The following is a 26789-nucleotide window of genomic DNA, read 5'->3' as shown; positions in this document are numbered from 1 at the left end:
TGGGGTTCACAGCCCGTTCATAGCTTCGCCATAACCGCCGGACAGCGGGCCCGGAAAGCCTGGGCGGCATGGAAGACACAGCGATCAGATCCCAGGGCCTGCCGGTCCGCGCACCGATCCCGGCGGGCCACTACGAACCGGTCATCGACGTCGTCATACCCGTCTACAACGAACAGGACGATGTGGAGGCCAGTGTGCGACGTCTGCACACCCATCTGGCCCGTACCTTCCCCTACGGCTACCGCATCACGGTCGCCGACAACGCCAGCACCGACGCCACCCCCGCCATCGCGGCCCGGCTGGCCGCCGAGCTGGCGCAGGTGGAGTTCGTCCGGCTGCCCGAGAAGGGCCGCGGCCGGGCGCTGCGCCAGGTCTGGTCGCACTCGACGGTGCCGGTGCTGGTGTACATGGACGTCGACCTGTCCACTGACCTCAACGCGCTGTTGCCGCTGGTGGCACCGCTCATCTCGGGGCATTCGGACCTCGCGATCGGCACCCGGCTGGCACGCGGGTCGCGGGTGGTGCGGGGCGGCAAACGCGAGTTCATCTCCCGCACCTACAACGCCATCCTCAAGGGCGGCCTGGCGGCCGGGTTCTCCGACGCGCAGTGCGGTTTCAAGGCGATCCGCGCCGACGTGGCCGCCGAACTGCTGCCGCTGGTGGAGGACACCGGCTGGTTCTTCGACACCGAACTGCTGGTGCTGGCCGAACGCGCGGGACTGCGCATCCACGAGGTCCCGGTCGACTGGGTCGACGACCCCGACAGCCGCGTCGACATCGTCCGCACCGCCGTCGACGACCTCAAGGGAGTGTGGCGGGTGGGCCGGGCGCTGGCGTCGGGGGCGCTGCCGCTGTCGCGGCTGCGTCGCCCGTTCGGCGACGACCCGCGCGACCGCGAGACCTCGGGCGGCCTGGTGCGGCAGCTGCTGAGCTTCTGCGTCATCGGGATACTCAGCACCCTGTTCTACCTGGTGCTGTACACGGTATTCCGCGACGGACTCGGGCCACAGGTATCCAATATGGTGGCGCTGTTGGTCACCGCGATGGCCAGCACGGCCGTCAACCGCCGCTTCACCTTCGGGGTCCGGGGACGCGACGGTGCCGTCCGGCAGCAGGCGCAGGGGCTCGCGGTGTTCGCGATCGGGCTGACTCTCACCAGCGGATCGCTGGCGGCACTGGAAATCGCGAGCCCGACGGCTGGCCAGACCACCGAACTGGCCGTACTCGTCGTGGCCAACCTCGCGGCCTCGCTGCTGAAGTTCCTGCTGTTTCGCGGTTGGGTCTTCCCGGCCGCCCGTACCGAAAGTGAGGCGTCATGACCACGGTCGCCGTTGAGCCGACCCGACCCGTGTCGCTGCCGATGCGTTGGTGGCGCGGCAGACCCGCCGATCCGGCGTGGGTGCGTCCCGCGCTGTTGACGCTGCTGGCGTTGAGCGCGGTGACGTTCCTGTGGGGACTGGGTTCCTCCGGGTACGCGAACCAGTTCTACTCGGCCGCGGTCCAGGCCGGAAGCGCCAGCTGGAAGGCGTTCTTCTTCGGGTCCTCCGACGCGGCCAACTCGATCACCGTCGACAAACCTCCGGCGGCACTGTGGCCGATGGCGTTGTCGGTGCGGCTGTTCGGGTTGAGTTCCTGGTCGATCCTGGTGCCGCAGGCCCTGATGGGGGTGGCCAGCGTCGGCGTCGTCTACGCGGCGGTGCGCCGGGGCTTCGGACCCGCCGCCGGACTGCTGTCGGGCGCGGTGTTCGCGCTGACCCCGGTGGCGGCGTTGATGTTCCGGTTCAACAACCCGGACGCGATGCTGTGCCTGCTGTCGGTGCTGGCGATCTACTGTGTCGTCCGCGCCGTCGAAGCCGGACGGACGAAGTGGATGGTCGCGGCCGGGGCCCTGCTCGGGTTCGCGTTCCTGGTGAAGACCTTGCAGGCGTGGCTGATCGTCCCGGTACTGGCCGTCGTCTTCCTGGCGTCCGGTCCGGCCAAGCTGTGGCGGCGGGTGGGGCAGCTGCTCGCCGCCGGGGCCGCGATGGTCGCGGCCTGCGGCTGGTGGATCGCGATCGTCGAGCTGTGGCCCGCCTCCTCGCGGCCGTACATCGGCGGCTCGCAGACCAACAGCTTCCTGGAACTCACGTTCGGCTACAACGGTTTGGGGCGCATCACCGGCGAGGAGACGGGCAGCCTGGGCGGCGGCATGAGCGACGGCAGCATCCTGCGGATGTTCACCTCGGCGAACGGCGGCCAGATCGCGTGGCTGCTGCCCGCCGCGCTGATCCTGCTGCTGGCGAGCCTGTACCTGTTGCGCCGCAACCGTGCCAAGCTCGGCAGGCGGCTGCTGCTGCCGTGGCGCGGCGCCAGCAAGCTGGAGGCGGTCGAGCCGCGAGCCGACGCTAGGCAAGGCAAGCGGGAAGCTGGGCCGCAGCCGCAGGTCGCGACGGCCGCGCGTCGGGCCGTTGCCCGGCGCACCACCGCTCAACTGGCTCAGCTGTGGCTGTGGGGCGGCAGCATGCTCATCACCGCGCTGGTGTTCAGCTTCATGGCGGGCATCTTCCACGAGTACTACACGATCGCGCTGGCCCCGTACATCGCCGCGACCGTCGGCATCGGCGCGGTGATCCTGTGGCGGCGACGCCGGTTCCCGGCCGTCGCGGTGACGCTCGCGGTTGTCCTGGCCGTGACCGCCATGTGGGCATTCGTCCTGTTGGGACGGTCATCGGACTGGTTGCCGTGGCTGCGCTGGACGGTGCTGACGGTCGGCCTGGTCGCCGCCGTGGGCCTCGTCTTCGCACGACGGCTGCCGAAACGCCTGGCACTGCTGGTGGCCGCGCTCGGCCTGGCCGCCGCGCTGGCGGGCCCGATCGGCTACACCGCCTACACGGTCGGCACCTCCTATGGCGGCTCGATCATCACCGCCGGACCAGCCACTCAGGACGGTGGCATGGGCGGCCCTGGTGGTGGCGGTCCCGGTGGCCAGAACATGGTTTACGGCCCGCCGGGACAGGACGGCCAAGACGGAAAGGACGGCGGAACCCCGCCCAACGGTAATGGTTCGCCGAAGGGCCAAGCCGGTCCGGACGGAGGCAACGGCCCTGGCGGCAAAGGGCCGGGCGGCCAGGACGGCGCCAACGGGCCGGGCGGCCAGGACGGCGCCAACGGGCCCGGCGGCCAGGATGGCGGCAAGGGCAACGGCCCCGGCGGCTTCCTCAACGGACAGTCAGTCAGCGACGAGGTCGCCGACGCACTGTCCGCCAACGCCGACGACTACACCTGGGTCGCCGCCGCGACCGGTTCCCAGAACGCGTCCAGCTTCCAGCTGGCCAGCGAACAACCGGTCATGGCCATCGGCGGCTTCAACGGCAGCGACCCGTCGCCAACACTGGACCAGTTCAAGGAGTACGTCGCCGACGGCGAGATCCACTACTACGTGTCCGGCGGCGGCATGATGGGCGGCCCCAACGGCGACTCCGGCTCCTCGTCGAAGATCGCCGAATGGGTCGAGGACAACTTCAAGAAGGTCACAGTAGACGGAACCGAGCTGTACGACCTGACCCAACCCGACAACTGAAACCCGCCACCGTGCTCGCCGCGAACCGGGGTCCACCCCGCGGCGAGCACGGTGGCGTCAAGGGTTTTCTCTGGTAGCGCGGGAAACCACGGGCCGCCTAGCTTCAAGGCATCGAAATGCATCGATTGCCCGAGAGGTGCTCCCCATGAGAATCGCCCGCGCCGTCGCCGTTGTGGCGGCGGCGACCCTGCTCCTGTCCGCACCGCTGGCGGGCACCGCCAGCGCCGATCCGCCCAAGTCCAAGGCCGCCAACCCGACCGACGAGTTGCGCCCCGACGACGTCGGCACCGACATCGTCAACGGCGAACTCGCCTCCTATACCGAACGACCCTCGCTCATCACCGGTCTGCGGGTCGGCGGCGGCGGACCGCAGGGTTCGTCGTGCACCGCCAGTGTCGTCGGCAAACGGCAGATCCTCACCGCGGCGCACTGCATGATCGACGTCGGCGGAGCCAAGAGTTACCTGTACGGCGACGACGATCTCAGCTCCGCCGGTGACGAGAAGTGGAAGAGCCCCGTCACCAAGTTCACCCCGCATCCCGACTACGGCGGGTCGGGCGGCTGGCGCACCGGCTACGACGTCGCGATCGTCGAGGTCGCCGACGACATCCCGGTGCCCGAGAGCGACTGGGCGAAGTTCGCCACCTCCGCCGACGCCGACCTGTCGCAGCCGGGCCGCGACTCCCTGACCTACGGCTGGGGCAAGACCGCCGCCAACGGGACCATGGGCCGGTTGAAGAAGACGACGCTGCCTATCAACGACGCCGATTCCTGCCAGGTCTTCGACGTCACCGTCAACCCCGAGCTGATGATCTGCGCCGGGTACGACGACGGTCGCACCGGCATCTGCTCCGGTGACAGCGGCGGCCCGCTGATCGTCGACGGCGTCGTCATCGGCATCACGTCCTGGGGCGCCAGTGCCTGCGACCGGTACAGCATCTTCGCCAGGCTCACCAACGCGATGGGTGACTGGGCGCACGAACAGCTCCAGGCCCCGGCCGAGGACGACTTCAGCGTCTCGTTGAGCCCCGACTCGGCGACCGTCGAACCGGGACAGTCCACCGAGACCACCGTGTCCACGAAGGTCTCGCGCGGCAGCGCCCAGGACGTCTCGCTGACCGCCACCGGACTGCCCGACGGCGCCGAGGCGACGTTCTCGCCGTCGGCGATCCGGTCGGGCGAGTCGGCGAAACTGTCCGTGTCCACCTCGTCCGACACTCCACAAGGAACCCACCGGATCACCGTCACCGCCGACGGCGCCAAGGTCGACCGCACCGCGGTGTTCACGCTCCAGGTGGGCGAGGACGGCGAGGGGCCGACGGCCGACTTCACCGCGCAGTGTTTCAGCGGCCCCGGCGTGTGCTTCTTCAACGGCCAGGGCTCCAAGGGCGAGATCGCCTCGTACCGCTGGACTTTCGGTGACGGCGGCACCGGCCAGGGACAGCTCGTCCACCACTGGTACGCCGCCGCCGGTCAGTACCGGGTGACCCTCACGGTCACCGACTCGCGCGGCGGATCACACAGCACCACCAAGACCATCACCGTCTAACCACGCCCGGGGAGGGTCCGGCAGGCTCGTGCGCTCGTCACCGCACCACGACGGGGGGAGCGCATGAGTCTGCCGATTGCCGCGATCGGAAACAGTGCCAGCCAGAGGTTCGGGATCCACCACATGAGATCGAACTCGCCGCGCAGCACCCAGAAGTTCAGGGCCGTGAGCCCGGCCGCGTGGGTCAGCGCGAGCGACACCACCATCAGGGTCCGCGCGTGCGCCACACCCCGTCGCAGCGCCAGCAGCGCCGCCAGTCCACTGAGGCTGGCCAGCAGGTCCAGGACGAGATACGACCAGTTCCAGTCGATGAGGATCTGCCGGGGGTACGGCGGGATCGCCGCGATCGCCGTGGCCGTCCAGTAGGCCACGAACCCCAGGTCGGTGGCGAGCATCGAGCGTTTGATCCACGCGGGGGGCCGTTCCATCTCAGCCCTCCTCGATCAGCGCGGTCAGCTTGGCGTACACCCGCTCGTGCAACTCGCCCTGCGGTGGCGCCAGCACCGCCACCCGGGCCAGCCACCAGCCGTCGACGGCGAGCCGGACGGTCGTGGCGACCGCCGGGTCGATGCCGTCGTCGGCCAGTCGCCGCTGCCAGGCGAGATAGCGCTGCCGCAACGGTTCCAGGGCGTCGGGGTCGACGAGGGCCGCCGCGAACAGGGCCGCGGTGGCCTGGCCGCCACCGGATCCCGCGACGCTCGGCTTCGGCGCGATGGTCGCGCTCAGGTAGGCGCGGGTCGCCGCGCCGGGAGCGGTTCCGGCGCTCTCCAGCGCGGCTTCGAACTGCTCGACGAAGCGATGCACCAGGCCAGCGGCCAGGGCTTGTTTGCTGGGGAAGTGGTACAGCAGGCCGCCCTTGCTGACGCCCGCGTGGTCGGCGACCGCCGCGAGGGTCAGGGCCTGCGCGCCGTCGCGGAACAGGATCTCGGTGGCGGCGTCCAACAGTCGGTCTCGGGTTTCGGTCACCGTTTTACTGTACCGTCCGGACGGTACAGTAAAACGCGCCGGGAGACCTACCTCAGTTCGGACGCGGACGCGACGACAACCCCGTAGATGTCGTTGATCGTCGCCAAAGCACTGTGGTGCAGCTGCTGCGCCGAGACCTCGGCGACCGCCGTCTTCAGCGGCCGGGTCGCGCAGGCGTCCGCCACGACCGTCGGCTTGTAGCCGCGCAGGAACGCGCCCTCGGAGGTGAAGGTCACGCACATGTGCGTCATGAACCCGACGATGATGACGTCGGTGTTGCCCGCCGCCTTCAGCTGCTCGTCGAGGTCGGTGTCGACGAAGCTGTTGGGGGCGGTCTTGACGACGACCGGCTCGCCGTCGATCGGCGCCACCTTCGGGTGGATCTGGCCGATGTCGGCCTTGACGTCGAACGGGCTTCCCTCGCCGCTGTCGTGGGCGACGTGGACGATCTTCGCTCCGGCGGCGCGGGCGTTGGCCAGCAGTTCGGCGGCGGCGTCGAGCGCGGGCTGCCAGCCGGTGAGCTCCATGACGCCCCGGGTGTAGGTGTTCTGGATGTCGATCAGGATCAGCGTCGCCTCGGACAGCGCTGCCGGGGTCTGGTCGAGTTGGCTGATGTCGCGCAGGGTCGTGCTGCTCATGGGAGTCCCTTCTCCAGTGGCGTTCTCGCAGGTCGCGGGCCGTTCTCGACGGCCGGAGTCCACGCTATGGCGAAACCGGCATGTCCGCAATGTCGTGTAACCTGCAAATCCGGACATCAACGGGAACGGAGCCGCCGTGGGCACCATCGACCGCCTCATCGTCATCGCGCTGTTCGACCGCGTCGACCTGCTCGACGTCACCGGACCGCCGGAGGTGTTCTCGCTGCTGCAACGCGAACTGGACGAACCGAGCGGCTACCGGGTGGTCCTGGCCGCGCGCAGCCTCGACCCCGTAACCACCTCGGCCGGGGTGCGGGTTCTTCCCGACCTCACCTTCGACGACGTATCCACAAAGGCCATCGACACGCTGGTGGTGCCCGGCTCGGTCGACACCGACACCGACCGCCGGGTCCGCGCCCTGGCCGATCCGGAGGTCGTCGAGTGGGTGCGGCGCCTGGCCCCCAACACCCGCCGGGTCGCCTCGGTCTGCGTCGGCGCCCACATCCTCGCCGCCGCCGGGCTTTTGGACGGCCGACGCGCCACCACCCACTGGTCCACCGCGCAACAGCTCGCCACCGAACACCCGTCGGTCACAGTGGACGCCGACCCGATCTTCATCCGGGACGGCGACGTGTGGACCGGCGCGGGTCTGAGCGCCTGCCTCGACCTGGCGCTGGCCCTGGTCGCCGACGACTTCGGCGAGACACTGGCGCTGGGCGTGGCCCGGCAGCTGGTGATGTACCTCAAGCGCCCCAGCGGACAGAGCCAGTTCAGCGTCTCGCTCGACCCGGTCTCGACCACCCGCCGCATGGACCAGCTGCGGCTCCACATCACCCGCAACCTCGCCAAGCCGCTCAACGTCGGTGAACTGGCCCGGCACCTCCACGTCAGCGAACGCCACGTGACCCGGGTCTTCAAGACCGAACTGGGAACCACCCCGGCGGCCTACATCGAATCGGCCCGCGTCGAGGCCGCCCGCAACCGGCTGGAGACCACCGACGACACCCTGGAACGGGTCGCGACCGGCTGCGGCTTCAACACCGTCGACACGCTCACCCGGGCGTTTCGGCGGCAGCTCAACACCACCCCGACCGAGTATCGCAACCGGTTCCGGCTCACCCCGCGAAGCTGACGAAACGACCGTCCCCATCGAACAGACGATGGGGACGGTCGTGGGCCGTCACAGCTGGTACGGCGCCTTGGCGTTCTGGGCCGCGGTGATCAGCGCGCCCTGGTTGAGCGTCCACAGGTCCTCGACGCACGAGTACGCGGGCAGGAAGCCGCCGCACTCGCCGAACTGGCCGCCCACCTCGAAGGTGTAGCTGGCGATGCCGAGGGTGCCGTAGGTGTAGTCGTCACTGGTGCCGCTGGCCAGGTAGCCGACGGTCTGGGACGGGTTGCCCACCTGGTAGCCGTTGGACTCGGCCATCGCGTTGCCCAGCGCCCGCAGCTGCGAGTCGTTGGGAGGCGGCGAGGTGGAGTGACCCCACGGCACGATCAGATACTCCCCATAGGAGTGCAGTGAGATCATGACGTCCCGGGTGTCGTCGGGCGCGGGGGCGTCGCCGTCGCCGCGCTGATCCGGGTGGATCTTGCCGAAGAACTCCTCCACGGCGACGATCTCCGGTTCGGAGCCCGCGCTGGGGCCCTGGAAGGTCTCGCTGCACGGTTGGGTTCCGGCGTCGCCCCAACCGTAGGAGTGGTTGCGGTTCAGGTCGACCCCGGTCTGGGTGCCGCCGCAGTCGCCGTGACTGTTGTCGAGGTTCTTGCGTTGCAGCAGCGGCGAATCGCCACCGGAGGCCACCTTGTCGACGCCGTCGGGGTTGACGATCGGGACCACCCACACCTCAGTGGTGTCGAGTATGGACGTGACGGTCTCGTCGCTGCCGTACCCGTTGGCCAGGTAGTCGATCCAGCGCCAGCTGATCTCGCCGGTGGCGATCTCGCGGGCGTGGATCTGCGAGATCACCGAGAACCGGGGCTTGGCCGACTCCGGCGACAGTTCGCAGTCGCCGTCGGCCATCTTGGTGATGCAGATGGCCTTGATGTCATGGCCGCCCTGGCCTTGGGTCTTCAGCCACGAGTCGCCGATGTCGTAGACCTTGGCCAGGTCCGGGTGCGCGGCGGCCACGTCGTCGAGGTGTTTGAAGTGCAGGTCGGGGGTCTTGTAGCCGCCGTAGTACTCGCCGAGCGCGGCCTTGGTGGACACCTTCTTGTAGACGGTGTCCAGCACGGTGGGCTCAAGGCCCCGGTCGCGCAGGCGATCGGCGACCTTCGCGTCGCCGATCACGGTCGTGGCGCCGTCGGCGGTCCGTTTGACGACGTCGAAGCCGTCGGCGGACAGGGCACGGGTCTGGGCGCCCGACAGTCCCGGGACGCTCAGGTACGCGGGCTCGGTGTCGAGGTCGTCGGCCGTCGCAGTACCGGATGCGGCGGACAACACGGCCAGGCTCAGGGCGACGGCGGTGGCCGTGGCCACCGCCGTCCTCATGGGTCTCATGATCTTGCCTTTCGTTCGGACACAAAAGATATAGACGGGTATCGCTATATCAATCGTGACCTTACGGACAAGACACGCGGAGGGCAACCACTCGCGACGGTTCAGTAGTCGCTGTAACAAACGGTGTAGGCGATGTCGAAAGTGGGATCCTGGGCGGAGGCATAGCCGTAGCCGCTGCAGAAACCGGCGTCGTCGTAGTTGTCGTTGAAGCCGGTGACGATGGCGTTGGCCTGGTCGCACTCGACGAACTCGAAGACCGCCGAACCGCCGGAACCGGTGCGGTACAGGCAGGTGTCCTGCGGCGCGTGCCCGATGTCGCCCTGGGCCCAGTTCATCGACAGGCACAGCACGAAGTTCGTGTCGCCGTAGTCGGTGATCTGCTGGCCATAGTCGAGCATGTGGTCGGACGAGTCGCAGGCGTTGTAGTCACCCGAGCCGTCGATGCGCTCCAGCACCGTGAAGTTGCCGGTGCCGCAGGACTGGATGTCCCAGTTGGCGCCCACGTCGGGGGAACCGTAGACGCAGTCACCGGCGCTGACGTCCACGATGTCGTCCTGGGTGGGCTCCGGCTCGGTGTAGTCGTCCTCCGTGTAACCGTCGTCGGTGTAGTCGTCGTAGGTGGTCTCTTCGTCGTTGCCGTAGTCGTAGTCCGAGGTGGCCGAATCACTGCTGTCGGAGGCGTTCTGGCTGTCGATGCCGACGGAGATCAGCCCCGCGACCAGCAGCAGGCCGACCACGCCCGCGACGACGATCCCGGCGATCTGCCCGGTGGTCAACGCGGAACCGAAGGCGGGCGTCGGCGTCGGAGCGAACGGCGGCGCTGGGGGAGGAGGCGGCGGTGCGTCGAACGCCTCCGACCCGGGCGGCGGCGGTGCCCAGGCCGGGTCGACTCCCGGGGCGGGGCTCGCGGCCGGATCCGGCCCGGGGGCCTCCCAGTCGGGCGCCTCGGCCGCCGCCGGTTCGGGTTGCGGCGCTTCGGCATCCTCGGGGAGGACCTGGGTGCCGCCGTCGTGGAACCGGACCGTGTCGTCGGGAAGCATCCCCGCGACGGTGACCCGCTGTGCCGCCGCCAGCGCGACCAGGCCCTCGGGCCAGGGCCGCTCGGCCGCGACCGGGATGCGGTCCAGCAGCTGCGCCGCCGTGGGCCGGGCCTCGGGATCCTTCGCCCAGCAGGGTTCGACTATCTCGCGGACCGCGTCGGGCAGCACGTCCAGATCGGGTTCGGCGTGCACGACGTTGTACATGGTCTGTGGCGAACCGGCCCCCTTGAAGGGATTGGTGCCGGTACTGGCCACATAGAGCACCGTGGCCATCGAGAACAGGTCGCTGGCGGTGGTCAGGGCCTTGCTCTCGGCCTGCTCGGGCGACATGTAGCCCGGCGAGCCGAGCAGCCACGAGGTGTGGGTGATGTCGGTGCCGCCCTCGGTCTCGGCCGCGCGCGCGATCCCGAAGTCGATGACGCGCGGCCCGTCCGGCGCCAGGATCACATTGGACGGCTTGAGGTCGCGGTGGATCAACCCGGTCCGGTGGATGTCGGACAGCGCCGACGCCAGCCCCTGGGCCAGCAGCAACACCGAGGACTCCGGCAGCTGGCCGACCTCGGCGATGGCGGCCTCAAGCGTTGGGCCGTATACGAACTCCGAGGCCAGCCACGGCGGGTTGTCGTCGACGTCGGCGTCGATCACGGCGGCGGTGCGGGGGCCGGACACCTTCTTGGAGGAGTCCACCTCGCGACGGAACCGGGCCCGGAACTCGTCGTCGTCGAGGAACTGTTCCCGCACCCGCTTCAGCGCCACCAGGGTGCCGTCCTCGGTGACCCCCAGGTACACGATGCCCATCGCGCCACGGCCGAGTTCGGCCACCAGCCGGTACCGACCGAGTTCGAGGGGTTCGGAGAGTCGTTTCATTCCAATGAGTATCTCGATTGTTGGCGACGGTTGTCAATGGACGAAGCGGGGACCGGTCCCGGAGATCACGAGCTATGATGCGGCAACAGTCCTTTCGCGACTGATCGCGTCAATTCATTTAAGCATCTTAATAAGCCTGTGACTGTTGTGGCAACAAGTGGCCAATGGTGTTTCTGGTGCTTATCGGCGCGGTTGTGGGAAATGAGTTACCCATTGGTATTGCATACGAATATGAATTTCCCTATTCTTCGATGACGCCGAACCCCACTTCGGTTTGAACCCCATTGGTAAGGAGCCAGGAGTTGCGCCCCCCTCTGCGCAAAAAACGAGCAATCGTCATATTCACCACCATGGCCGCCATGATCGCCGCGGCCGCGATCGGCATTCCGGTCTTCGCCGACACCAACGATTCGGGTGACCGCGACTGCCAGGTCAGCGAGATCCTCGTCAACGAGTGCCGTCCGTGGCTGGGAGCCCGGGCCTCGGACTACCCCCAGGCCGACGACTCGGTGACCGAACAGGTCGCCCACCACGAGGAGCGGATCGGAAAACCGCTCGACATCGTCCACACCTTCGCCGCCGAAGGCCAGCTGCCGCTGCGGACCAAGGAGGAACGTGCCCTGGCCAACCGCGAGGACACCTACCTCTACCAGAACTGGAAACCGGCGGCCAAGTGGAAGGACGCCGCCGGTGGTGACGCCGAAATGGATGAACACATCGACGCGGCGGCCGACAACATCGCCGAGGTGGCGCCCAAGAAGATCTTCCTCACCATCCACCACGAGCCGGAGAACGACGTCAGCTCCGACTCCGCATGCGACACGAAGGAGGACGCCGCCGCCGGAACCGCCGCCGACTACCGCGACATGTGGCACAACGTGCGGGAACGCTTCGACGCCAAGGGCATCGACAACGTCGTGTGGGTCATGGACTACATGAACTACGAAGCCTGGGACTGCCTGGTGCCGAAGCTGTACCCCGGCGACGAATACGTCGACTGGGTCATGTTCAACGCCTATGGCGACGGCAACAAAGCCGACTTCGCCGAGAACGTCGGACGTTTCTACGATCTCCTCAACGGATTGAGTTCAGAGGAAATGGATCTGAAGTCCAAACCGTGGGGAATCGTCGAATGGGGAATGAGCGATTCCACCCAGGAACAGGCGCGCGATTACTACGAACAGGCCGCCACGGCGGTGGAGAAGAATCAGTTCCCGAAACTGTCCTCATACATGATTTTCGATTCACCCGGCACGCATGAGGACGGCGGACTTCGGGTCGGCTACGACGACAAGGGCAAGGCCGACGCCGAGGAACAGAAGCGCTACACCGAGTTCGCCAACAACCCGGTATTCGAGGGCTGACAGTGATGTGACGCCCTTGGTATCGTGTTCACGTGAGAGCCGGACAAGTCCTCAATGGCCGGTATCGGCTCGTCGAACGGGTTGGCCTGGGCGGTATGGGCGAGGTGTGGAGCGCCACCGACACCACGCTGGACCGCACCGTCGCCCTGAAACTGCTGCGGGCCGACCTGTCCGACGACGTCGATTCACGGCGCCGGTTCCAGCAGGAGGCGCGATACCTGGCGAAGCTCGCGATCCCCGGTGCCGCGCGGATCCACGACGTCGGTGAGGATCAGCTCGACGGCGACACCGTGACCTACCTGGTGATGGAGTTCGTGCCGGGCAGGACACTCGCGCGACTGCTCGCCGAACGCGGCACCCTGAGCGCGGCCGAGCTGCTGCCCCTCCTGGAACAGGTGGCGCGGGCGCTGGATGTCGCGCACCGCAACGGCATCGTGCACCGCGACATCAAGCCGGGCAACATCATGGTCGACGACGACGGCCGGGCGACCCTGCTGGACTTCGGGATCGCCCGGGCCGTCGGGGACGCCAAGGTGACGCTGTCCGGGCAGATCATGGGGACGTTGAGCTATGTGTCGCCCGAGCAGGTCAACGGCGACGCCATCGGCCCCGAATCCGATGTGTACAGTCTCGGTGCGGTGGCCTTCGAGTGCCTCAGCGGAACACCGCCGTTCACCGGCGCGGCGGTGGACATCCTCAGCGGGCACCTGCGAACACCGCCCCCCGATCCGCCGCCCGCCACACCCAGGTCCGTGGCCCGGGCCGTCAAGCGCGCGCTGGCCAAGGCACCGCAGGACCGCTTCCTGACGGCCTCGGACTTCGTGGCCGATTGCCAGGGCGGACTGCCCGACACGAAACCGGAACGGCGCCGGGGCAACCGCCGCGTCCTGACGCGCGCCACCATGGTGACGGCCGCGATCCTGGCGGTCGCGCTCGTCGTGACGGTGGTCGTGGTCGGCCTGTGGCGGCCGGGCAGCGGCGATCTGTCCACTCCCGACGAGGGCGGGAAGTCCTCGCCCGGCTGGGTTCCCGAGGGCCTGGAGGACGGCACCCTGCTGGACTCCCATGACGGCGTGATCTATCGGGTGGACTCCGACGGCCATGTGTCCTGGTACCGCCACACCGACCCCAAAGCAGGAGCGCCCACATGGGCCGAAGGCTCGGGCAAGCGCGTCGGCGGGGACTGGAAGGGCCGCACGGTGATCGCGGCCAACCGAGGCGTTCTCTACGCGATCGACGACAACGGTGACCTGTACTGGTACCGCCACACCGATCCCAAGGGCGGCGCCGACAAGTGGAGCAAGGGCTCGGGAACCCGGGTGGGGCACGACTTCGACAAGTACATCCGTATCTTCGCCGCCTCCGCGAATGTTCTCCACACCGTGGACAAGAAGGGGCGGCTGTTCTGGAACAAGCACACCTCACCAGATGATGGGCCGGTCGAATGGCAACCTGATTCGGGAACGGAGATCGGCAGCGGCTGGAACACACCCATGGCGACGCTGGTGAGTGGCGGCGACGGCGTCCTATATGTCACACGGCCGAACGGCGACCTCCTGTGGCACGCCCCGCGCGACTTCAGGGACGTGAGTTCCCCCTGGGACAGGATCACCATCGCCGAGGGCTGGGACGACTACGAAAGCTTCGTCGCCAGCAGCACCGGAGTCATCTATGCCCGCACCCGGGACGGGAAGCTGTACTGGTTCCGGCACCTCAACCCCGACAACGGCCTCGATGAGTGGTCAAGCGACAAGGGGAAACTGCTCAACCCGTCGTGAGACTCAGGCCCACTCCGGCGGAGACCCGCTGACGAAATCGGCCCGCTCGCTCCAGCCGATCTTGTTGTACAGGTACCGGCCCTCGGGCACGGCGACCAGCAGTCCGGTATCGGCGCCCAGCTCGATCGCCTTGCGGCTCAACGCGGACATCACGACGCTGCCCAGCCCGCGCCTGCGGTGCGCGGGTTCGGTCATGATCCCGTGCGCGATGGCGTCGGTGCCGTGCACGCCCATCAGGCCGCGAGCGGCCAACTCCCCGTTCGCGTCGGCGACCCGCACCCGGATCACCGAGTCCTGGCTCGCCGCTTCGTCGACCTCCCCGGCCGCGGGCGCGTTCACGTCCGAACCGTCCCACGACGAACGCTCGTCCAGGGTTCGCTTGTGGCTGACCGGATCCGTCACCGCGACCTCCACGGTGTAGCCCTCGGGCGCGTCGTGGACCGGGTGCTCGGCCAGCGCGATGCTCATCAGCGAGTCGGCCTCGGCGATCCGATCCAGTCCGGCGGCCTTGAAGTCGGCCAGCACGTCCTTGGGGTCGGCTCCGATGACGCTGACCCAGGTGGGCTTCGCGGCCCGCGCCGCCACCCCGGCGAAGTACCGGGCGTGCTCGGTGTCCAGCGGCAGCAGCTCCTGGTACCGGCCGGGCAGGTCGAGGGTCACCTTGAGCGCCACGGCGTTCTTGTGGGATCCGGTGAGGGTCTCGGCCGGGGCCAGGCCCTTGGCCAGGCCCCAGCCGTACTGCCAGCGGCGAATCAGATCGGGCACAGTCATGCCCGAAATCGTAACTGTTGATCTAGCTTTTGCCAGTCACGAAACTCACAGTGGCTCAATCCCCGATCAGCTGTGCCGACCGTAGCGCGGCCGCCAACGGCGTCGCGTCCCCGGTCCAGGAGCGCACGTCCAGCGCGGTGTCGGCGAACTTGATCACGTGCGCGTCACCGTTGGCCGCCGCCGCGTCGAAGATCTCCTCCTCCGCGCCGGAACCGTCCGGAGCCTGCGGCAGTTCCGTTGTCGGCGCTGCCTCGGCGGGAGCGTAGATCGACATCACCGCCGCCGAAGCCGACCACGCGAACGCGGCACTGTCGTGCCAATGCTCCCTTGGCAGCGACGGCAACACCCGCAGCACCGCGTTGGGGGCGGTCGCGGCGTGCACCAGCATCACCGCCGAACCGTGCCCGTGGCTCAGGTACCGGTTCACCGCCGCGGTCACGATCGCGCGCACGGCGTCCGGCACTGCCTCGGCCTCGCCGGGCAACCGCAGCGCGGCCTGCGCCGACTCCCAGCCCGCCAGCCCGTCCAACTGCGCCAGCCGATCCCGGATCCCACCGTCCTGCTCGGGAATCCGGGGCACCCGCGCGAGCGCACTCGCGGCGTCCAGCCCACCGGACGGCGCCGTCGGCCGCACCATGGGCTGCCACCGCGCCGCCCAGTACCCGAAGGCCCGCGCCAACTCCGCCAACCGCGCCTCGTTGGGCCCCTGCTCCCGCAACGTGCGCACGGCATGGCCGACCCGAATCACCCCATGGGTGGCACTGGCGACGATCCCGGGCAACAACCGCGGCCACCACCGGGCCAACACCTCGGTCCACTCGGCCTCGGCCAGCTCGTTGTCGAACCACGAAGGCCAGTCCCCAAGCCGCCGGGGATCCCCAAGCGCCTCGCGCCAATTCTCGACGGTGATCGGATCAGACGGCCGCGGCGCCTCCTCCAACACGTGCTCATACTCATCGATCCAGTGGTGAACCCGATCGGCGTGCCCGTGATGGGCCAACGCCTCAACGGCCATCGGCGCGTGGTTGCTCAACCAGTCGTCGAACTCGGGTCCGGTGGTGTGCAGCCGAAGCAGCGCCTCGTCGAGAATCTGCTGCCGCTGCGCCGCGTCGGAATTCTGCTGCCGCAGCCCCTCGTCTGGGACCTGCCGCTGTGCCGCGTCGGGGTCCTGCTGCCGTTGCGTCTTCTCGGGGTCCTGCCGCCGCTGCGTCTCCTCGGAGTTCTGTTGCTGCCGTCGTGCCTCGTCGGGGTTCTGCTGGCGTTGCGTCTCGTCAGTCATCTCGCTCGTCCTTTGCTTTCGGGGCCGCGCGCTTGTCCTCGGGGCCACTCGCTTGTTGTCGGGTCTGCTCGTTGTCGCTGAGCCGCCTGGCAGTTCGTATAGGGGCAAGACTATATAGCAAAAAAACTATATAGCGCCTAGGCTATGCTTGGCAAGGGTCACGCCAAGGGAGTACAGAGGGCCACGGCGAGGCCGTACGAGGCCACGGCGAAGCGGCACCGAGGGTCACGGTGAGCGAGTACTAGGTTCACGGCAAGGGAGTAGTGGTGGACGACGAAGTCACGATGTTGCAGGCGTTCAAAGCGCTGGCGCACCCCGTCCGGCTGGGCATGCTCCGCCGCCTCGCCGCCGCGGGCGAGATCTGCGCGTGCGATTTCACCGACGACTTCGACATCTCGCAGCCGACGGTCTCGGCTCACCTGCGAACGTTGCGGGAGGCCGGACTGGTGACAACCCGCCGCGACGGCACCACCATCTGCTATTCCCTGGTGCCCGAGGCACTGTCCGAACTGGGTGACCAACTGGCCCGCATAGGCGACACCGCTGCCACAGTGGCGTAAGCGCGGGTAGGCGCACGACGGCCCGCGATGCCCGCCAGGGTTCTCAGGAAACCTGCCACTAGGTTCGACACCATGTACCCCCCGACCCAAGGTGAAGCCGCTGCGCCGCGACCGTTCCATCGGCTGTTGTTTTTGGTGGGTGGCGGTCTGGCCGCCGTGATTGGCGCCTACCTGCTGACCGCTCCGCTGGCTCCCGGAGGGGCCACCATAACGACCGCCATCGGCATTCAACCAGCCGTCGCGCTGCCGATGATGCTGCTCGGTTTTCTCATTCCGGCCGCAGTGGGTGCAGCTCTGGGGTTCTTCGCACGACGATTCCCGGCGATCGTGGCCATCGTCGGTATCGCTGTCATGGCAATCGGCATATCGGTTTCCGGAATCGCTCCGAATTTCCTGCTGTTGGTCGCGGGCAGTGTGGTGACCGGGTTCGGTGCCGGGGCGGTGTGGGGAAGTGTCACCGTCGTCGCCCTGGCCGCCGGTGGCAACAAGGTCGTGGAACTGTCGGTACTGGGCGGTGCCGTCGTGTTGGCTTTGGCGGTGGGACCGTTCGTTTCGGGGGCCATAAACATGAGTCTGAGCTTCCGGATCGGGCACTATATGACGGTGCCGCCGCTGTTGGTGGCGCTGGTCATCGCGATCATCGCGGCGGCAGCGCGGGACAACCGGACGATGCCGCAGCAGACGACGGTCCAGCCGGGACCCTAGTGGTCCTCGGGGGTGGGGACGCCCCACGCGAAGATGCCGACCACTTCGTTGGGGTCTTCGTCGGGGAGCCATTCGACGTGGACGTTGCCTCGGGAGTGCGGTGGGGGAACCAGTCCCAGGCTCGCGATGAACGTCTTGAACTCGTCGGGGTCCTTGGGCTCGGCGTCCATGTCGATGAGCCGCCTGTTGAGGCGTGGGTCCACTGTCACGGGATATATGCCGCGTTCAGGGGCGAGTCGTGAAAGCCTTTCCAGTTCCGTCGAAAACCCGTCGTCGCCAGGTGCGATTCGCGGATCGTGACCAGACAAGGAGCTGGTATCCCTTCGCATCCAGACCGCGCTACTCGTCGTCGGGTCCGTAGACGTCCCAGGCGAGGACAGGGTTGTTCAGATCGTCGCCGAATCGGGTGACCACCAACCCGGCCACAACATGTCCGTCGGGCACAGCAGGCGGGTGAAGTCCGACCGATGCCAAGAGGGCAAGCAAGTCCTCTTCCTGCTCCTCTGAGTTGTTGTAGACGGCAATCAGGGTGCGGTTGACTCGCGGATCGACAGTGACCGGGTGAGCGAAGTAGTTATATGCGGTCTCGGTAAGCGTCACCAGTTCCTTTGAAAACTCGGTGGTCCCAGGTGTAGGAAGTGGTGCCATCTCTGTTTCGCGCTCTTGGTTGTCTGCCATCCACGCCGCGACGTTGCCCTCCAAATGCCCCTGCGCTGGGGTTACGTCTCGATATTCGAGCTTAACTTTGTCGAGATCGAATGCTGAGGCTCCGCCCGAAGACTCTAGCGGTTCGGTGTTCCACCGGCGCCCGTCCGAATAGAACAGGTTCCCTCGTGTCGGTCCTCCGTCTTGACGTGGTGCCAGCCCTTGGAAACAAGCTGGATTGGTTCGGGTCGGGTCGAAATCCGGTACCTGTTCCAAAGTGCGGCCTTCAAGACCCACCACGCCTTGGTTCTTCAACTTGGCCAACAGCGTCGGAAGGTCGAATGGACGGCTGCCTTTGCTGATTTCGGTTACGTAGGCGTCTATGGCTTCGAGGACGGTGGCTTCGACGCTTTCCGCGCGCTCGGCGGCTTGGATCGCGGCGGTGAGCGCTTCCAGTGCCGTGCGTAGCTGGTAGTTCGTTGAGCCCCTGGAGATCCCCGTCAGGGCTGCTGTGCCCTCGATGAGGGCGGAGCAGCCTTGGGTTGTTAACGTGCGGCCTTCTGCGACGGTCGACAGTGCGGACCGAACAGCCGCGATGAGTTCTTCAATGCTTGCCACAACTCCTCCTGTGGTTGACAACGCGTGGGTCAGGTGAGGATTCCGACGCGGAAGGCTTCGGCTACCGCGTGGGCGCGGTCGCGGGCGCCGAGTTTGCGGTACATGCGGCGGGCGTGGGTTTTGACGGTGTCTTCGGTGATGAACAGTTCGCGGCCGATCTCGGCGTTGGACTTGCCGCTGGCGATGGCGAGCAGTACTTGGGATTCGCGGGCGGACAGGCCGCGTTGGATGCTGGTGCGCAGTGCGGTGGGTTTGGGTGGTTCCAGGTCGATGCCGAGGGCCGCTACGGCTTTGAAGAGCATGCGGCCGTCGATCGAGAGCGGTTCCAGGCGTCGGCTGGCTCGGGCTTCGCGGACGATGTGGACCGCGGAGCGGGCGATGACTTCCCAGGCGACGACTGGGTTACGCAGGTCGGGTGTGAAGAGTGTGGACATGGTGTGCTCCTTGGTGGGAGAGGGACGCGGCGTGTTTGCGGTAGACCTCGAAGGCGAGGCGGTAGAAGTAGCAGCCCTCCGGGCCGGGTTTGTCGAGCTGGCCGTGGTACGTGCGGCAGCCGACGCAGTAGCCCTCGGAGTCCACTTTCGAGTGACACTCCATTGTGTAGCTGGCGTCTCGCGCCAGGATGGACGAATCGGTCATGATTTGACGTTAAGTGGCTGGCCAGCCCCGCGCCACGGGCAAGATCGGGAGCCACACCCGGCGGAATCCGAACGCGCGACTTCCGAATATCGGGGGGTGCGGCGGTATTTGCTTTGTCACAGGTAGCGGTGATACTGCGTATATGACTGATAACCCACTGCTAACGCGGAAACAGCTCGGCAAGATGCTTCGGGAGCTTCGACTGTCGTCGGGTAAGACGGTGGAAGACATCGAGTACTTCGGCAAGCTGTGGAAGAAGTCCAAGCTGTATGCCATCGAGAATGGCCACCAGCCGAACCCGTCGTGGCCGGAGGTCGAAGCTGTCGCGAAGTTCCTCGGGGCGAGTAATGAGCTGACGCGGGAACTTGTCAGGATGGCGAAAGCGTGTCTCAACTCGGGCTGGTACGTGCCGTTTGATATTTCGCAGAAGTTCCAGACTTATCTCGACCTCGAAAGCGCCGCGAACCGGCTTCACTTCGTGGAGATTGAGATGGTCAACGGACTCTTCCAGACGGAGAACTACACAAGGGCGCTACAACGGGCGTTGGGAGTTCCTGAGGAGAAGATCCAGAACTATGTCGACTTCAGGATGCAGAGGGCACAGCGGTTCTGGAACCGAGACCCGTTTCCGGAGGTGACGTTGTTGATGAGCGAGGGGACCCTTCGCAGGGTTGTCGGCGGTGCCGAAGTCATGGCCGAGCAGGTTGATCACCTGCGTGAGCTTGCTCGACGTGATTTGGTTGACATTGTGGTCATTCCGTTTGCGGCGGGTCTAAACGCGGCGATGCAGAACGCGTTCACTCTTTTGGAGTTCAATGATGATGTGTATCCCGAGGTCGCTTACGTAGAATCGCGGTCCGAGTGCCAGTATCACGAGCGTAAGCCCGTAGTGGCACTGTATAAGTGGATCCTCCAAGAAGCGCTATCTGTAGCTTTGCCGATAGGAGAAATTGAACTATGACTGGCCCTTGGCGCAAGTCCAGCCGGAGCGGTGCGGGAAACAGCAGCCAGTGCGTCGAGACTCGCGCCAACTGGCGCAAGTCAACCCGTAGCGGTCAAGGGAGTAGCAGCCAGTGCCTCGAGACTCGCGCCCACGGCCCCCATGTGGACGTTCGCGACTCCAAGACGCCTGAACTGGGCTTCCTCAGCATGTCCGCTTCTGACTGGGATGCTTTCCTGACGACCGTCAAGAAGTAACCGGACGAAACCTGAGCCCCCGTCCTCGTGGCGGGGGCTTGGTCATGTCTCGGCGTGGGTTGTCCCTCGGACGAGCTACCGCCAAGTGTCCACCGCGTGGGGATGTTGCGGGCCAAGCGAATCCGTAGCTTCGAAACCCGTCACGGCATCCGCCGTGACACCGGCGAAGCAGGAGGAAACCGTGACCCGCAAGACGATCTCGACGTCCATAGCCATCGTGGGTTGCGTGCTGGCGGGGGTGGGGTTGGTCGGCTGCGACGGCTCAGGCTTGGACGAGGCAGGGGAGGAGTTCAAGGCGGAGCTGTTCACCGGCACCGACACGTTCACCATCGGGGATCACCAGGTGAACGTGTCGTGCTCCGGCAGCCCCACCTCCGACGGGCCGATCGTCCTCCTCCTGCACGGCGGCGGCGACGATCTCACCAAGCTGGCCGACTTCCAGAAGCAGATCAGCAAGAACAGTCGAGTGTGCTCCTACGACCGCCTCGGCGCGGGCAAGAGCGACAAGCCGGACGGCGAGCAGGACTACGCGTCCGTCGGCAAGACGCTCACCGGAGTCATCGACACCTTCGCCAACGGCGACCCGGTCGTCCTCGTCGGCCACTCGATGGGTGGGCTGATCGCCGCGAGATACGCGCCCGACAACAAGGACAAGGTCGCTGGAATGGTCCTGCTGGACGCCACCTCGCCGACGGCGGTGGCGGACCTGAAACAACGGATTCCGGAAGACGCGACCGGCGAAGCCGCCGAACTACGAGCCCAGACCCTGGCGATCTACGGCGGCGAGAACCCCGAGAAGCTGGTCTTCACCGACGGCAAGGTGAAGTCAGCGGGGGACATCCCGGTGCGGGTGATCCAGCACGGAAAGCAGTACCTCGCGGCGGTTCCCGAATACGGTCCCGGCCTGGAGGACGACTGGACAGCGGGCCAGAAGGACTGGCTGAACGTCTCCAGCGACAGCGAACTCGACACCGCCAAGGACAGCGGGCACTACATCTACGTCGACGAACCCGATGCCGCCGTCGAAGCGGTTAAGGACGTCGCCTCGCGCGCCGCGGACTGAATCTTGACGATGGTGCCCTGCGCGACCGCGACGAGCTGCTCTTCACCGTCCTTTTGCGAGTAGATCGAGCACTGGCACACCGCCTGCCGCTTCGTGGTCACCAGCGACTCGGCTCGCGCGATGATCACGTCGCCCTTGGCGGGGCTGGCGTAGTTGATCTTGTACTCGGACGTGAGGGCGTCGCCGCCCAGCGCGAGTCCGCCCGCGAAGGTGAGGCAGTTGTCGGCCAGGTAGCTGATGACCCCGCCGTGCAGGTAACCGTGCTGCTGCTGGAGATCGGGACGGTTCTTGACCCGGATCTCGGCCGTGCCGCGCGAGACCGCGACCAGTTCGGCCCCGATGAAACGGCTGAACGGCTGGGCGTTGAAGACGGAGTGGGCGAAAGCGGTCAGCTCGTCGGATTCCATGGCTATCGCTCCGTCCCCTGTGCCGCGTGAATGGCCAGACGTTCATCGATGTTGTCCTGGAACATGGCCAGCAAGCCCTCCGAGAGTCCGAGTACGTGGTGGTCGCTGCCGCCGTGCAGCAGGTTGCGCTGCACCTCTTCGGCGATGGCGAAGTCTTCCTGATCGAACACTGTGTCATTGGTGAACCGGAACCGCTTCTCCAGGGCGCTCTGTCCGCTCGAACCGTTGAAGTCCTCGGCCCGGTAGAGCATCTCGTGGGTCCAGATCGTCCGGTCCGGGGCCTGCGGCCAGAACGTGTTCACCGAGACGTAGTCGGGGTGGAGGATGAAGAAGGTGTTCGGGAACAGGGTGTAGTAGATCGACACGTGGTCGAGGATCCGCCACTCGGCTTCGGGTTTGGCGGTGATGTCGGTGAGGTTCGTCCGCCCCGCCATCATCCGGATGTGCGGCCCGTCCTTGTCGTAGGCCAGCTGTCCCCGCTTGAACGCGGTCGCCAGCGTGTCCCGGTGCAGGTAGGGGACGTGGTAGCCCTCAAGGTAGGTCTTGATCAGCAGCTTCCAGTTGGCGTTCTTGACGACCTTGGTCTTCTTGTACCGCACCAGGTTGGCGACCTCGAAGCTCTCCAGGTCGTCGTGGAAGCGGCCCATGAAGGCCGGGATGTCGCTGATCGCGTCTGGGGTGCGGGAGATCCACACGAACCCGCCGGACTCGGTGACCGGCAACTCCACCAGTCCGTAGTCGGACTTGTCCACACAGGGGAAATCCTGGGAGCGGGTGATTCCCTTCAGCTCCCCGTTCAGGCCGTAGACCCAACCGTGGAACGGGCAGATGAAGTTCTTGATCGCGCCGGAGCGTTCCGACAACAGCCGGGCACCGCGGTGACGACACTGGTTGTAGAAGCCCCGGACCTTCCCGTCCTCGCCCCGGACCACGACATAGGGAAATTGATCCCAATCGCTGGCCACGTAGGAACCCGGTTCCCGCAGCGCCGCGGTATGGCTGGCGATCAACGGATACCGGGTGAAAGCCGAGGCGAGTTCCTGGTCCAGCAGCGCGGTGTCGGTGTACTTGCTGACCGGGATCGTTTTGACCTCGTCGAACATCTCTTGATCGCGACGCGATTCCCGAAGGGCCAGAAGGCGTTTGACAATCGCTACTTGTTCGTCATGCTTCACCAACCACATGGTACGGACGCCGTCGCCGGTTTGGCAACTACCGGCGACGGCGGACGACGCCGCGCGACTAGCGTCGTTTCAGGGAAGCCTTCAGGAACTCGCGGTTCAGGTTCCCGATCGATTCGAACGGGATTCCCTTGGGGCAGGCCGTAGCGCACTCGCCGGCGAGGGTGCAGCCGCCGAAGTCCTCCTCGTCCATCACGTTCACCATGTTCAACACCCGTTGGGCCCGTTCGGGTTGGCCCTGCGGCAGCGTGTTGAGGTGGGTGACCTTCGCGGCGGTGAACAGCATCGCCGAACCGTTGGGGCAGGCCGCGACGCAGGCGCCGCAACCGATGCACTCGGCGTTGTCGAAGGCCAGGTCGGCGTCCGGTTTGGGGACGGGGGTGGCGTGCGCGTCCGGGGCCGACCCGGTGGGCGCCGAGATGTAGCCGCCCGCGCCGATGATGCGGTCGAAGCCGGATCGATCGACGACCAGGTCCTTCACGACCGGGAAGGCGTTGGCGCGCCAGGGTTCCACGTCGATGACGTCGCCGTCGTCGAACTGGCGCATGTGGAGCTGGCAGGTGGTGGTGCGGCTGGGGCCGTGCGGGTCGCCGTTGATGACGACACCGCAGGCGCCGCAGATGCCCTCGCGGCAGTCGTGGTCGAAGGCGACGGGTTCCTCGCCCCGCAGGGTGAGGTCCTCGTTGAGTACGTCGAGCACTTCCAGGAACGACATGTCGGGGCTGACGTCGTCGACCTTGTACGTCGTCATGGCACCGGCGACCTTCGGGCCGGACTGGCGCCAGATTCGCAGTGTGATTCTCACGTGTAGCTCCGTTGGGTCGGTTTGACGTACTCGAACTCGAGTTGTTCCTTGTGGAGTGTCGGTGCGGAACCGGTGTACTCCCAGGCGGCGGCGTAGGAGAAGTTCTCGTCGTCGCGGGCGGCCTCGCCGTCGGCGGTCTGGCTCTCCTCGCGGAAGTGGCCGCCGCAGGATTCGGTGCGGTGCAAGGCGTCCAGGCACATCAGTTCGGCGAGCTCGAAGTAGTCGGAGATCCGGTTGGCCCGCTCCAGCGACTGGTTCAGTTCGGCGCCGTTGCCCGGCACCCGCACCCGCTTCCAGAAGTCCTCGCGCAGTTGCGGAATCAGGTCGAGTGCCTTGCGCAGTCCACTGTCGCTTCGGGACATGCCGCAGTACTCCCACATGATCTCGCCGAGTTCGCGGTGGAACGAGTCGGGAGTGCGGTCGCCCTTGTTCTCCAAGAGCCGGGTCAGTCGGGTGTGGACACCGCCGACCGCCTCGGCCACCGCCGGGTGGTCCTCGGCCACGGGTTCGGGCTTGTGACGGGCCAGGAAGTCGTTGATCGTGGACGGCAGCACGAAGTACCCGTCGCCAAGGCCCTGCATCAAAGCGCTGGCGCCCAAGCGGTTCGCGCCGTGGTCGGAGAAGTTCGCCTCGCCGATCGCGAACAGGCCCGGAATCGTGGTCTGGAGGTCGTAGTCGACCCACAGTCCGCCCATCGTGTAGTGAATCGCCGGGTAGATGCGCATCGGCACCTTGTACGGGTTCTCGCCGGTGATGCGCTCGTACATCTCGAACAGGTTGCCGTACTTCTCGGCGACGGCCGCGGCTCCCATCCGCTCGATGGCCTCGGCGAAGTCCAGGTAGACGCCCTGACCACCCGGGCCGACGCCGCGGCCCTCGTCGCACACGTTCTTGGCGGCGCGCGAGGCGATGTCGCGCGGCACCAGGTTGCCGAAGGACGGGTACTGCCGCTCCAGGTAGTAGTCCCGGTCGGCCTCGGGGATCTGGCCCGGCGCCCGGTTGTCGCCCTTGTTCTTGGGCACCCAGATGCGGCCGTCGTTGCGCAGCGACTCGCTCATCAGCGTCAGCTTCGACTGGTGGTCGCCCGAACGCGGGATGCAGGTCGGGTGGATCTGGGTGAAGCTCGGGTTGCCGAAGTAGGCGCCGCGTCGGTGCGCCCGCCAGATCGCGGTGGCGTTGGAGTTCATCGCGTTCGTCGACAGGAAGTACACGTTGCCGTAGCCGCCGGTGGCCAGCACCACGGCGTCGGCCAGGTGCGTGGATATCTGTCCGGTCACCAGATCCCGCACGACGACGCCCCGGGCCCGGCCGTCCACGACGATCAGGTCCAGCATCTCGGTGCGCGGGTGGATCTCCACACTGCCCGCCGAGATCTGCCGGGTCAGCGCCTGGTAGGCGCCCAGCAGCAACTGTTGTCCGGTCTGGCCGCGCGCGTAGAAGGTGCGCGACACCTGCACACCGCCGAACGAGCGGGTGTCCAGCAGGCCGCCGTACTCACGCGCGAACGGCACGCCCTGCGCCACACACTGGTCGATGATCTCCACCGACACCTCCGCGAGCCGGTGCACATTGGATTCGCGAGCCCGGAAGTCGCCGCCCTTGACGGTGTCGTAGAACAGCCGGTGGATGCTGTCGCCGTCGTTGCGGTAGTTCTTGGCCGCGTTGATACCGCCCTGAGCGGCGATCGAGTGGGCCCGGCGCGGCGAGTCCTGGTAACAGAACTGCACCACCCGGTAGCCCTGCTCGGCCAGCGTCGCGCCCGCCGCGCCACCGGCCAGCCCGGTGCCCACGACGATGACCGTCTGCTTGCGACGGTTGGCCGGGTTGACGAGTTTGGCCTCGAACCGCCGGGTGCTCCAGCGCTCGGTGATCGGCCCGTCTGGAGCCTTGGTATCGGCGATGTCCTCGCCGAGGGTGTAATCGGTGAAGCTTGTCATTGCACTACTCCAGCCATGACGGAGATCGGGGCGAGGGCGAAACCGACGGCGATGACCGTCGCCAGGATGGCGGCGACCTGCCGGATGAGCCGCATCCGCGCGGCGTCGGACACACCGAGCGTCTGGGCCGCGTGCCAGGTGCCGAACCACAGGTGGAAACCGACCGCGGTGACCGCGACCAGGTAGATCACGTTGCCGTACCAGGTCGAGAAACTGGCGACCAGGTTCTCGTACGGGTGACCGGCCTGGGCGCGGGTGTTGACCGTCAGCGTCGTCAGGTCCAGCACGTGCCACACCACGAACAGCGCCAGGATCACCCCGCCCGAGCGCATCGTGAAGGTGACGTAGTTGCGTCCCAGCACCTTCTTCTTCGACGCCCGATGCGGCTGGTGACTGCGGTGGGTCAACGCCACCGCCGCGGCGATGTGCGCGATGACGCTGCCCAGCAGCACCACCCGCAGGATCCACAGGAAACCCTCGTAGGGCAGCACCGGCTCTCCGAAGGTGCGCAGCCAGTGCGAGTAGTCGTTGAACTTCTTCGCCCCCGAGAAGATCTTCAGGTTCCCCGCCATGTGCAGGACCAGGTAACCGATCATGATCAGCCCGGTGAGGGCCATGATGATCTTCTTCCCGATCGTCGCCTTCCACAGCGTCACCGCGACGGGCGGTCGCTTGCTGCGTGTGTCCAGTGCCATGAGGTCAGAAGTTAGACCCGCGCCGT

General features: G+C 66.8%; 26 protein-coding genes and 1 pseudogene. 11 read left to right on the top strand and 16 right to left on the bottom strand.

Annotation, left to right across the window (positions count from 1 at the left end; genetic code table 11):
• Positions 1-68: 68 nt before the first annotated feature.
• The 3 genes from SNAS_RS25965 (at position 69) to SNAS_RS25955 (ending at position 5108) form a co-directional block, all read left to right on the top strand.
• Positions 69-1319, top strand: coding sequence for a bifunctional glycosyltransferase family 2/GtrA family protein (locus SNAS_RS25965; RefSeq protein WP_013020457.1), 1251 nt, complete (start codon positions 69-71; stop codon positions 1317-1319).
• The gene (locus SNAS_RS34460; RefSeq protein WP_013020456.1) at positions 1316-3559 is read left to right on the top strand and encodes an ArnT family glycosyltransferase; all 2244 of its coding nucleotides are present in this window, start codon (positions 1316-1318) and stop codon (positions 3557-3559) included. Before SNAS_RS25965 ends, SNAS_RS34460 begins: the two co-directional genes overlap by 4 nt.
• 145 nt (positions 3560-3704) lie before the next feature.
• A complete protein-coding gene (locus SNAS_RS25955) occupies positions 3705-5108 on the top strand; it encodes a trypsin-like serine protease (RefSeq protein ID WP_013020455.1) in 1404 nt (467 codons plus the stop codon).
• Here the strand turns inward: SNAS_RS25955 and SNAS_RS25950 are convergent.
• The 3 genes from SNAS_RS25950 to SNAS_RS25940 are packed head-to-tail and all read right to left on the bottom strand — an operon-like array spanning position 5105 to position 6712.
• A complete protein-coding gene (locus SNAS_RS25950) occupies positions 5105-5536 on the bottom strand; it encodes a DUF5360 family protein (RefSeq protein ID WP_013020454.1) in 432 nt (143 codons plus the stop codon). The genes SNAS_RS25955 and SNAS_RS25950 overlap by 4 nt on opposite strands.
• A 1-nt stretch (position 5537) precedes the next feature.
• The gene (locus SNAS_RS25945) at positions 5538-6074 is read right to left on the bottom strand and encodes a TetR/AcrR family transcriptional regulator (protein WP_013020453.1); all 537 of its coding nucleotides are present in this window, start codon (positions 6072-6074) and stop codon (positions 5538-5540) included.
• A 47-nt stretch (positions 6075-6121) separates the two neighbouring features.
• Positions 6122-6712, bottom strand: coding sequence for a cysteine hydrolase family protein (locus SNAS_RS25940; protein WP_013020452.1), 591 nt, complete (start codon positions 6710-6712; stop codon positions 6122-6124).
• A 136-nt stretch (positions 6713-6848) separates the two neighbouring features.
• Between SNAS_RS25940 and SNAS_RS25935 the strand changes: the two genes are divergently transcribed.
• Entirely contained in the window at positions 6849-7844 is a 996-nt protein-coding gene (locus SNAS_RS25935) for a GlxA family transcriptional regulator (RefSeq protein WP_013020451.1), read from the top strand.
• Between the two features lie 48 nt (positions 7845-7892).
• On the opposite strand, the gene SNAS_RS25930 is transcribed toward SNAS_RS25935, so the two are convergent.
• On the bottom strand, positions 7893-9203 hold the full coding sequence (locus SNAS_RS25930) for a M14 family zinc carboxypeptidase (RefSeq protein WP_041625183.1): 1311 nt from the start codon (positions 9201-9203) through the stop codon (positions 7893-7895).
• A 110-nt stretch (positions 9204-9313) separates the two neighbouring features.
• A complete protein-coding gene (locus SNAS_RS33315; RefSeq protein WP_013020449.1) occupies positions 9314-11119 on the bottom strand; it encodes a serine/threonine protein kinase in 1806 nt (601 codons plus the stop codon).
• Positions 11120-11469: 350 nt separating this feature from the next.
• Between SNAS_RS33315 and SNAS_RS25920 the strand changes: the two genes are divergently transcribed.
• Together SNAS_RS25920 and SNAS_RS33310 are read left to right on the top strand one after the other, a co-directional pair.
• The gene (locus tag SNAS_RS25920; protein WP_211207246.1) at positions 11470-12483 is read left to right on the top strand and encodes a glycosyl hydrolase; all 1014 of its coding nucleotides are present in this window, start codon (positions 11470-11472) and stop codon (positions 12481-12483) included.
• Positions 12484-12515: 32 nt separating this feature from the next.
• Positions 12516-14261 carry a protein kinase domain-containing protein gene (locus SNAS_RS33310; RefSeq protein ID WP_013020447.1) on the top strand — a complete coding sequence of 582 codons (1746 nt, stop codon included), beginning with the start codon at positions 12516-12518 and terminating at the stop codon, positions 14259-14261.
• Positions 14262-14264: 3 nt separating this feature from the next.
• Here SNAS_RS33310 and SNAS_RS36380 read toward each other — a convergent pair whose 3' ends face one another.
• Both SNAS_RS36380 and SNAS_RS25905 read right to left on the bottom strand, forming a co-directional pair.
• On the bottom strand, positions 14265-15032 hold the full coding sequence (locus tag SNAS_RS36380; protein ID WP_013020446.1) for a GNAT family N-acetyltransferase: 768 nt from the start codon (positions 15030-15032) through the stop codon (positions 14265-14267).
• Positions 15033-15087: 55 nt separating this feature from the next.
• Positions 15088-16311, bottom strand: a complete 1224-nt coding sequence (locus tag SNAS_RS25905; RefSeq protein ID WP_013020445.1) for a questin oxidase family protein — start codon at positions 16309-16311, stop codon at positions 15088-15090.
• Positions 16312-16577: 266 nt separating this feature from the next.
• Between SNAS_RS25905 and SNAS_RS25900 the strand changes: the two genes are divergently transcribed.
• Together SNAS_RS25900 and SNAS_RS25895 are read left to right on the top strand one after the other, a co-directional pair.
• Entirely contained in the window at positions 16578-16871 is a 294-nt protein-coding gene (locus SNAS_RS25900; protein ID WP_013020444.1) for an ArsR/SmtB family transcription factor, read from the top strand.
• Between the two features lie 27 nt (positions 16872-16898).
• Entirely contained in the window at positions 16899-17576 is a 678-nt protein-coding gene (locus tag SNAS_RS25895; protein WP_144300639.1) for an efflux MFS transporter permease, read from the top strand.
• On the opposite strand, the gene SNAS_RS35405 is transcribed toward SNAS_RS25895, so the two are convergent.
• The 4 genes and pseudogenes from SNAS_RS35405 to SNAS_RS34445 all read right to left on the bottom strand — a co-directional run bounded on the left by SNAS_RS35405 (position 17573) and on the right by SNAS_RS34445 (position 19478).
• Positions 17573-17785, bottom strand: a complete 213-nt coding sequence (locus tag SNAS_RS35405; protein ID WP_144300638.1) for a hypothetical protein — start codon at positions 17783-17785, stop codon at positions 17573-17575. The two genes, SNAS_RS25895 and SNAS_RS35405, sit on opposite strands and share 4 nt — an antisense overlap.
• 130 nt (positions 17786-17915) lie before the next feature.
• Positions 17916-18839, bottom strand: a complete 924-nt coding sequence (locus SNAS_RS34450) for a DddA-like double-stranded DNA deaminase toxin (RefSeq protein ID WP_013020441.1) — start codon at positions 18837-18839, stop codon at positions 17916-17918.
• A gap of 29 nt (positions 18840-18868) precedes the next feature.
• Positions 18869-19060: pseudogene (locus SNAS_RS36985) on the bottom strand (response regulator transcription factor); the annotation flags it as partial.
• A gap of 181 nt (positions 19061-19241) precedes the next feature.
• On the bottom strand, positions 19242-19478 hold the full coding sequence (locus tag SNAS_RS34445) for a hypothetical protein (RefSeq protein ID WP_013020439.1): 237 nt from the start codon (positions 19476-19478) through the stop codon (positions 19242-19244).
• Between the two features lie 142 nt (positions 19479-19620).
• On the opposite strand from SNAS_RS34445, the gene SNAS_RS25875 reads away from it, so the two are divergent.
• The 3 genes from SNAS_RS25875 (at position 19621) to SNAS_RS25870 (ending at position 21738) form a co-directional block, all read left to right on the top strand.
• Complete coding sequence (locus SNAS_RS25875; protein WP_013020438.1) at positions 19621-20439, top strand: helix-turn-helix domain-containing protein; 819 nt, start codon at positions 19621-19623, stop codon at positions 20437-20439.
• On the top strand, positions 20436-20675 hold the full coding sequence (locus SNAS_RS37815; RefSeq protein ID WP_013020437.1) for a DUF397 domain-containing protein: 240 nt from the start codon (positions 20436-20438) through the stop codon (positions 20673-20675). Before SNAS_RS25875 ends, SNAS_RS37815 begins: the two co-directional genes overlap by 4 nt.
• Before the next feature lie 181 nt (positions 20676-20856).
• Positions 20857-21738 (top strand): alpha/beta fold hydrolase, encoded by an 882-nt coding sequence (locus SNAS_RS25870; RefSeq protein ID WP_013020436.1) that lies wholly within the window; start codon positions 20857-20859, stop codon positions 21736-21738.
• Here SNAS_RS25870 and SNAS_RS25865 read toward each other — a convergent pair.
• The 5 genes from SNAS_RS25865 to SNAS_RS25845 form a co-directional block, all read right to left on the bottom strand.
• Positions 21672-22145 (bottom strand): PaaI family thioesterase, encoded by a 474-nt coding sequence (locus tag SNAS_RS25865; protein ID WP_013020435.1) that lies wholly within the window; start codon positions 22143-22145, stop codon positions 21672-21674. The two genes, SNAS_RS25870 and SNAS_RS25865, sit on opposite strands and share 67 nt — an antisense overlap.
• A 2-nt stretch (positions 22146-22147) precedes the next feature.
• Positions 22148-23248, bottom strand: a complete 1101-nt coding sequence (locus SNAS_RS25860) for an aromatic ring-hydroxylating oxygenase subunit alpha (RefSeq protein WP_169313921.1) — start codon at positions 23246-23248, stop codon at positions 22148-22150.
• 139 nt (positions 23249-23387) lie between these two features.
• Entirely contained in the window at positions 23388-24131 is a 744-nt protein-coding gene (locus SNAS_RS25855; protein WP_013020433.1) for a succinate dehydrogenase/fumarate reductase iron-sulfur subunit, read from the bottom strand.
• Positions 24128-26068: a fumarate reductase/succinate dehydrogenase flavoprotein subunit gene (locus SNAS_RS25850; protein WP_013020432.1), complete on the bottom strand. Its 1941-nt coding sequence runs from the start codon at positions 26066-26068 to the stop codon at positions 24128-24130. Before SNAS_RS25850 ends, SNAS_RS25855 begins: the two co-directional genes overlap by 4 nt.
• Positions 26065-26763 (bottom strand): succinate dehydrogenase cytochrome b subunit, encoded by a 699-nt coding sequence (locus tag SNAS_RS25845; protein ID WP_013020431.1) that lies wholly within the window; start codon positions 26761-26763, stop codon positions 26065-26067. Before SNAS_RS25845 ends, SNAS_RS25850 begins: the two co-directional genes overlap by 4 nt.
• Between the last annotated feature and the right edge of the window lie 26 nt (positions 26764-26789).

Origin of the sequence: Stackebrandtia nassauensis DSM 44728, from assembly GCF_000024545.1 — a bacterium.
Taxonomy (GTDB): Bacteria; Actinomycetota; Actinomycetes; order Mycobacteriales; family Micromonosporaceae; genus Stackebrandtia; species Stackebrandtia nassauensis.
Note: the sequence above shows the minus strand (reverse complement) of the source record. Positions and strands in the feature narration are given on the sequence as shown.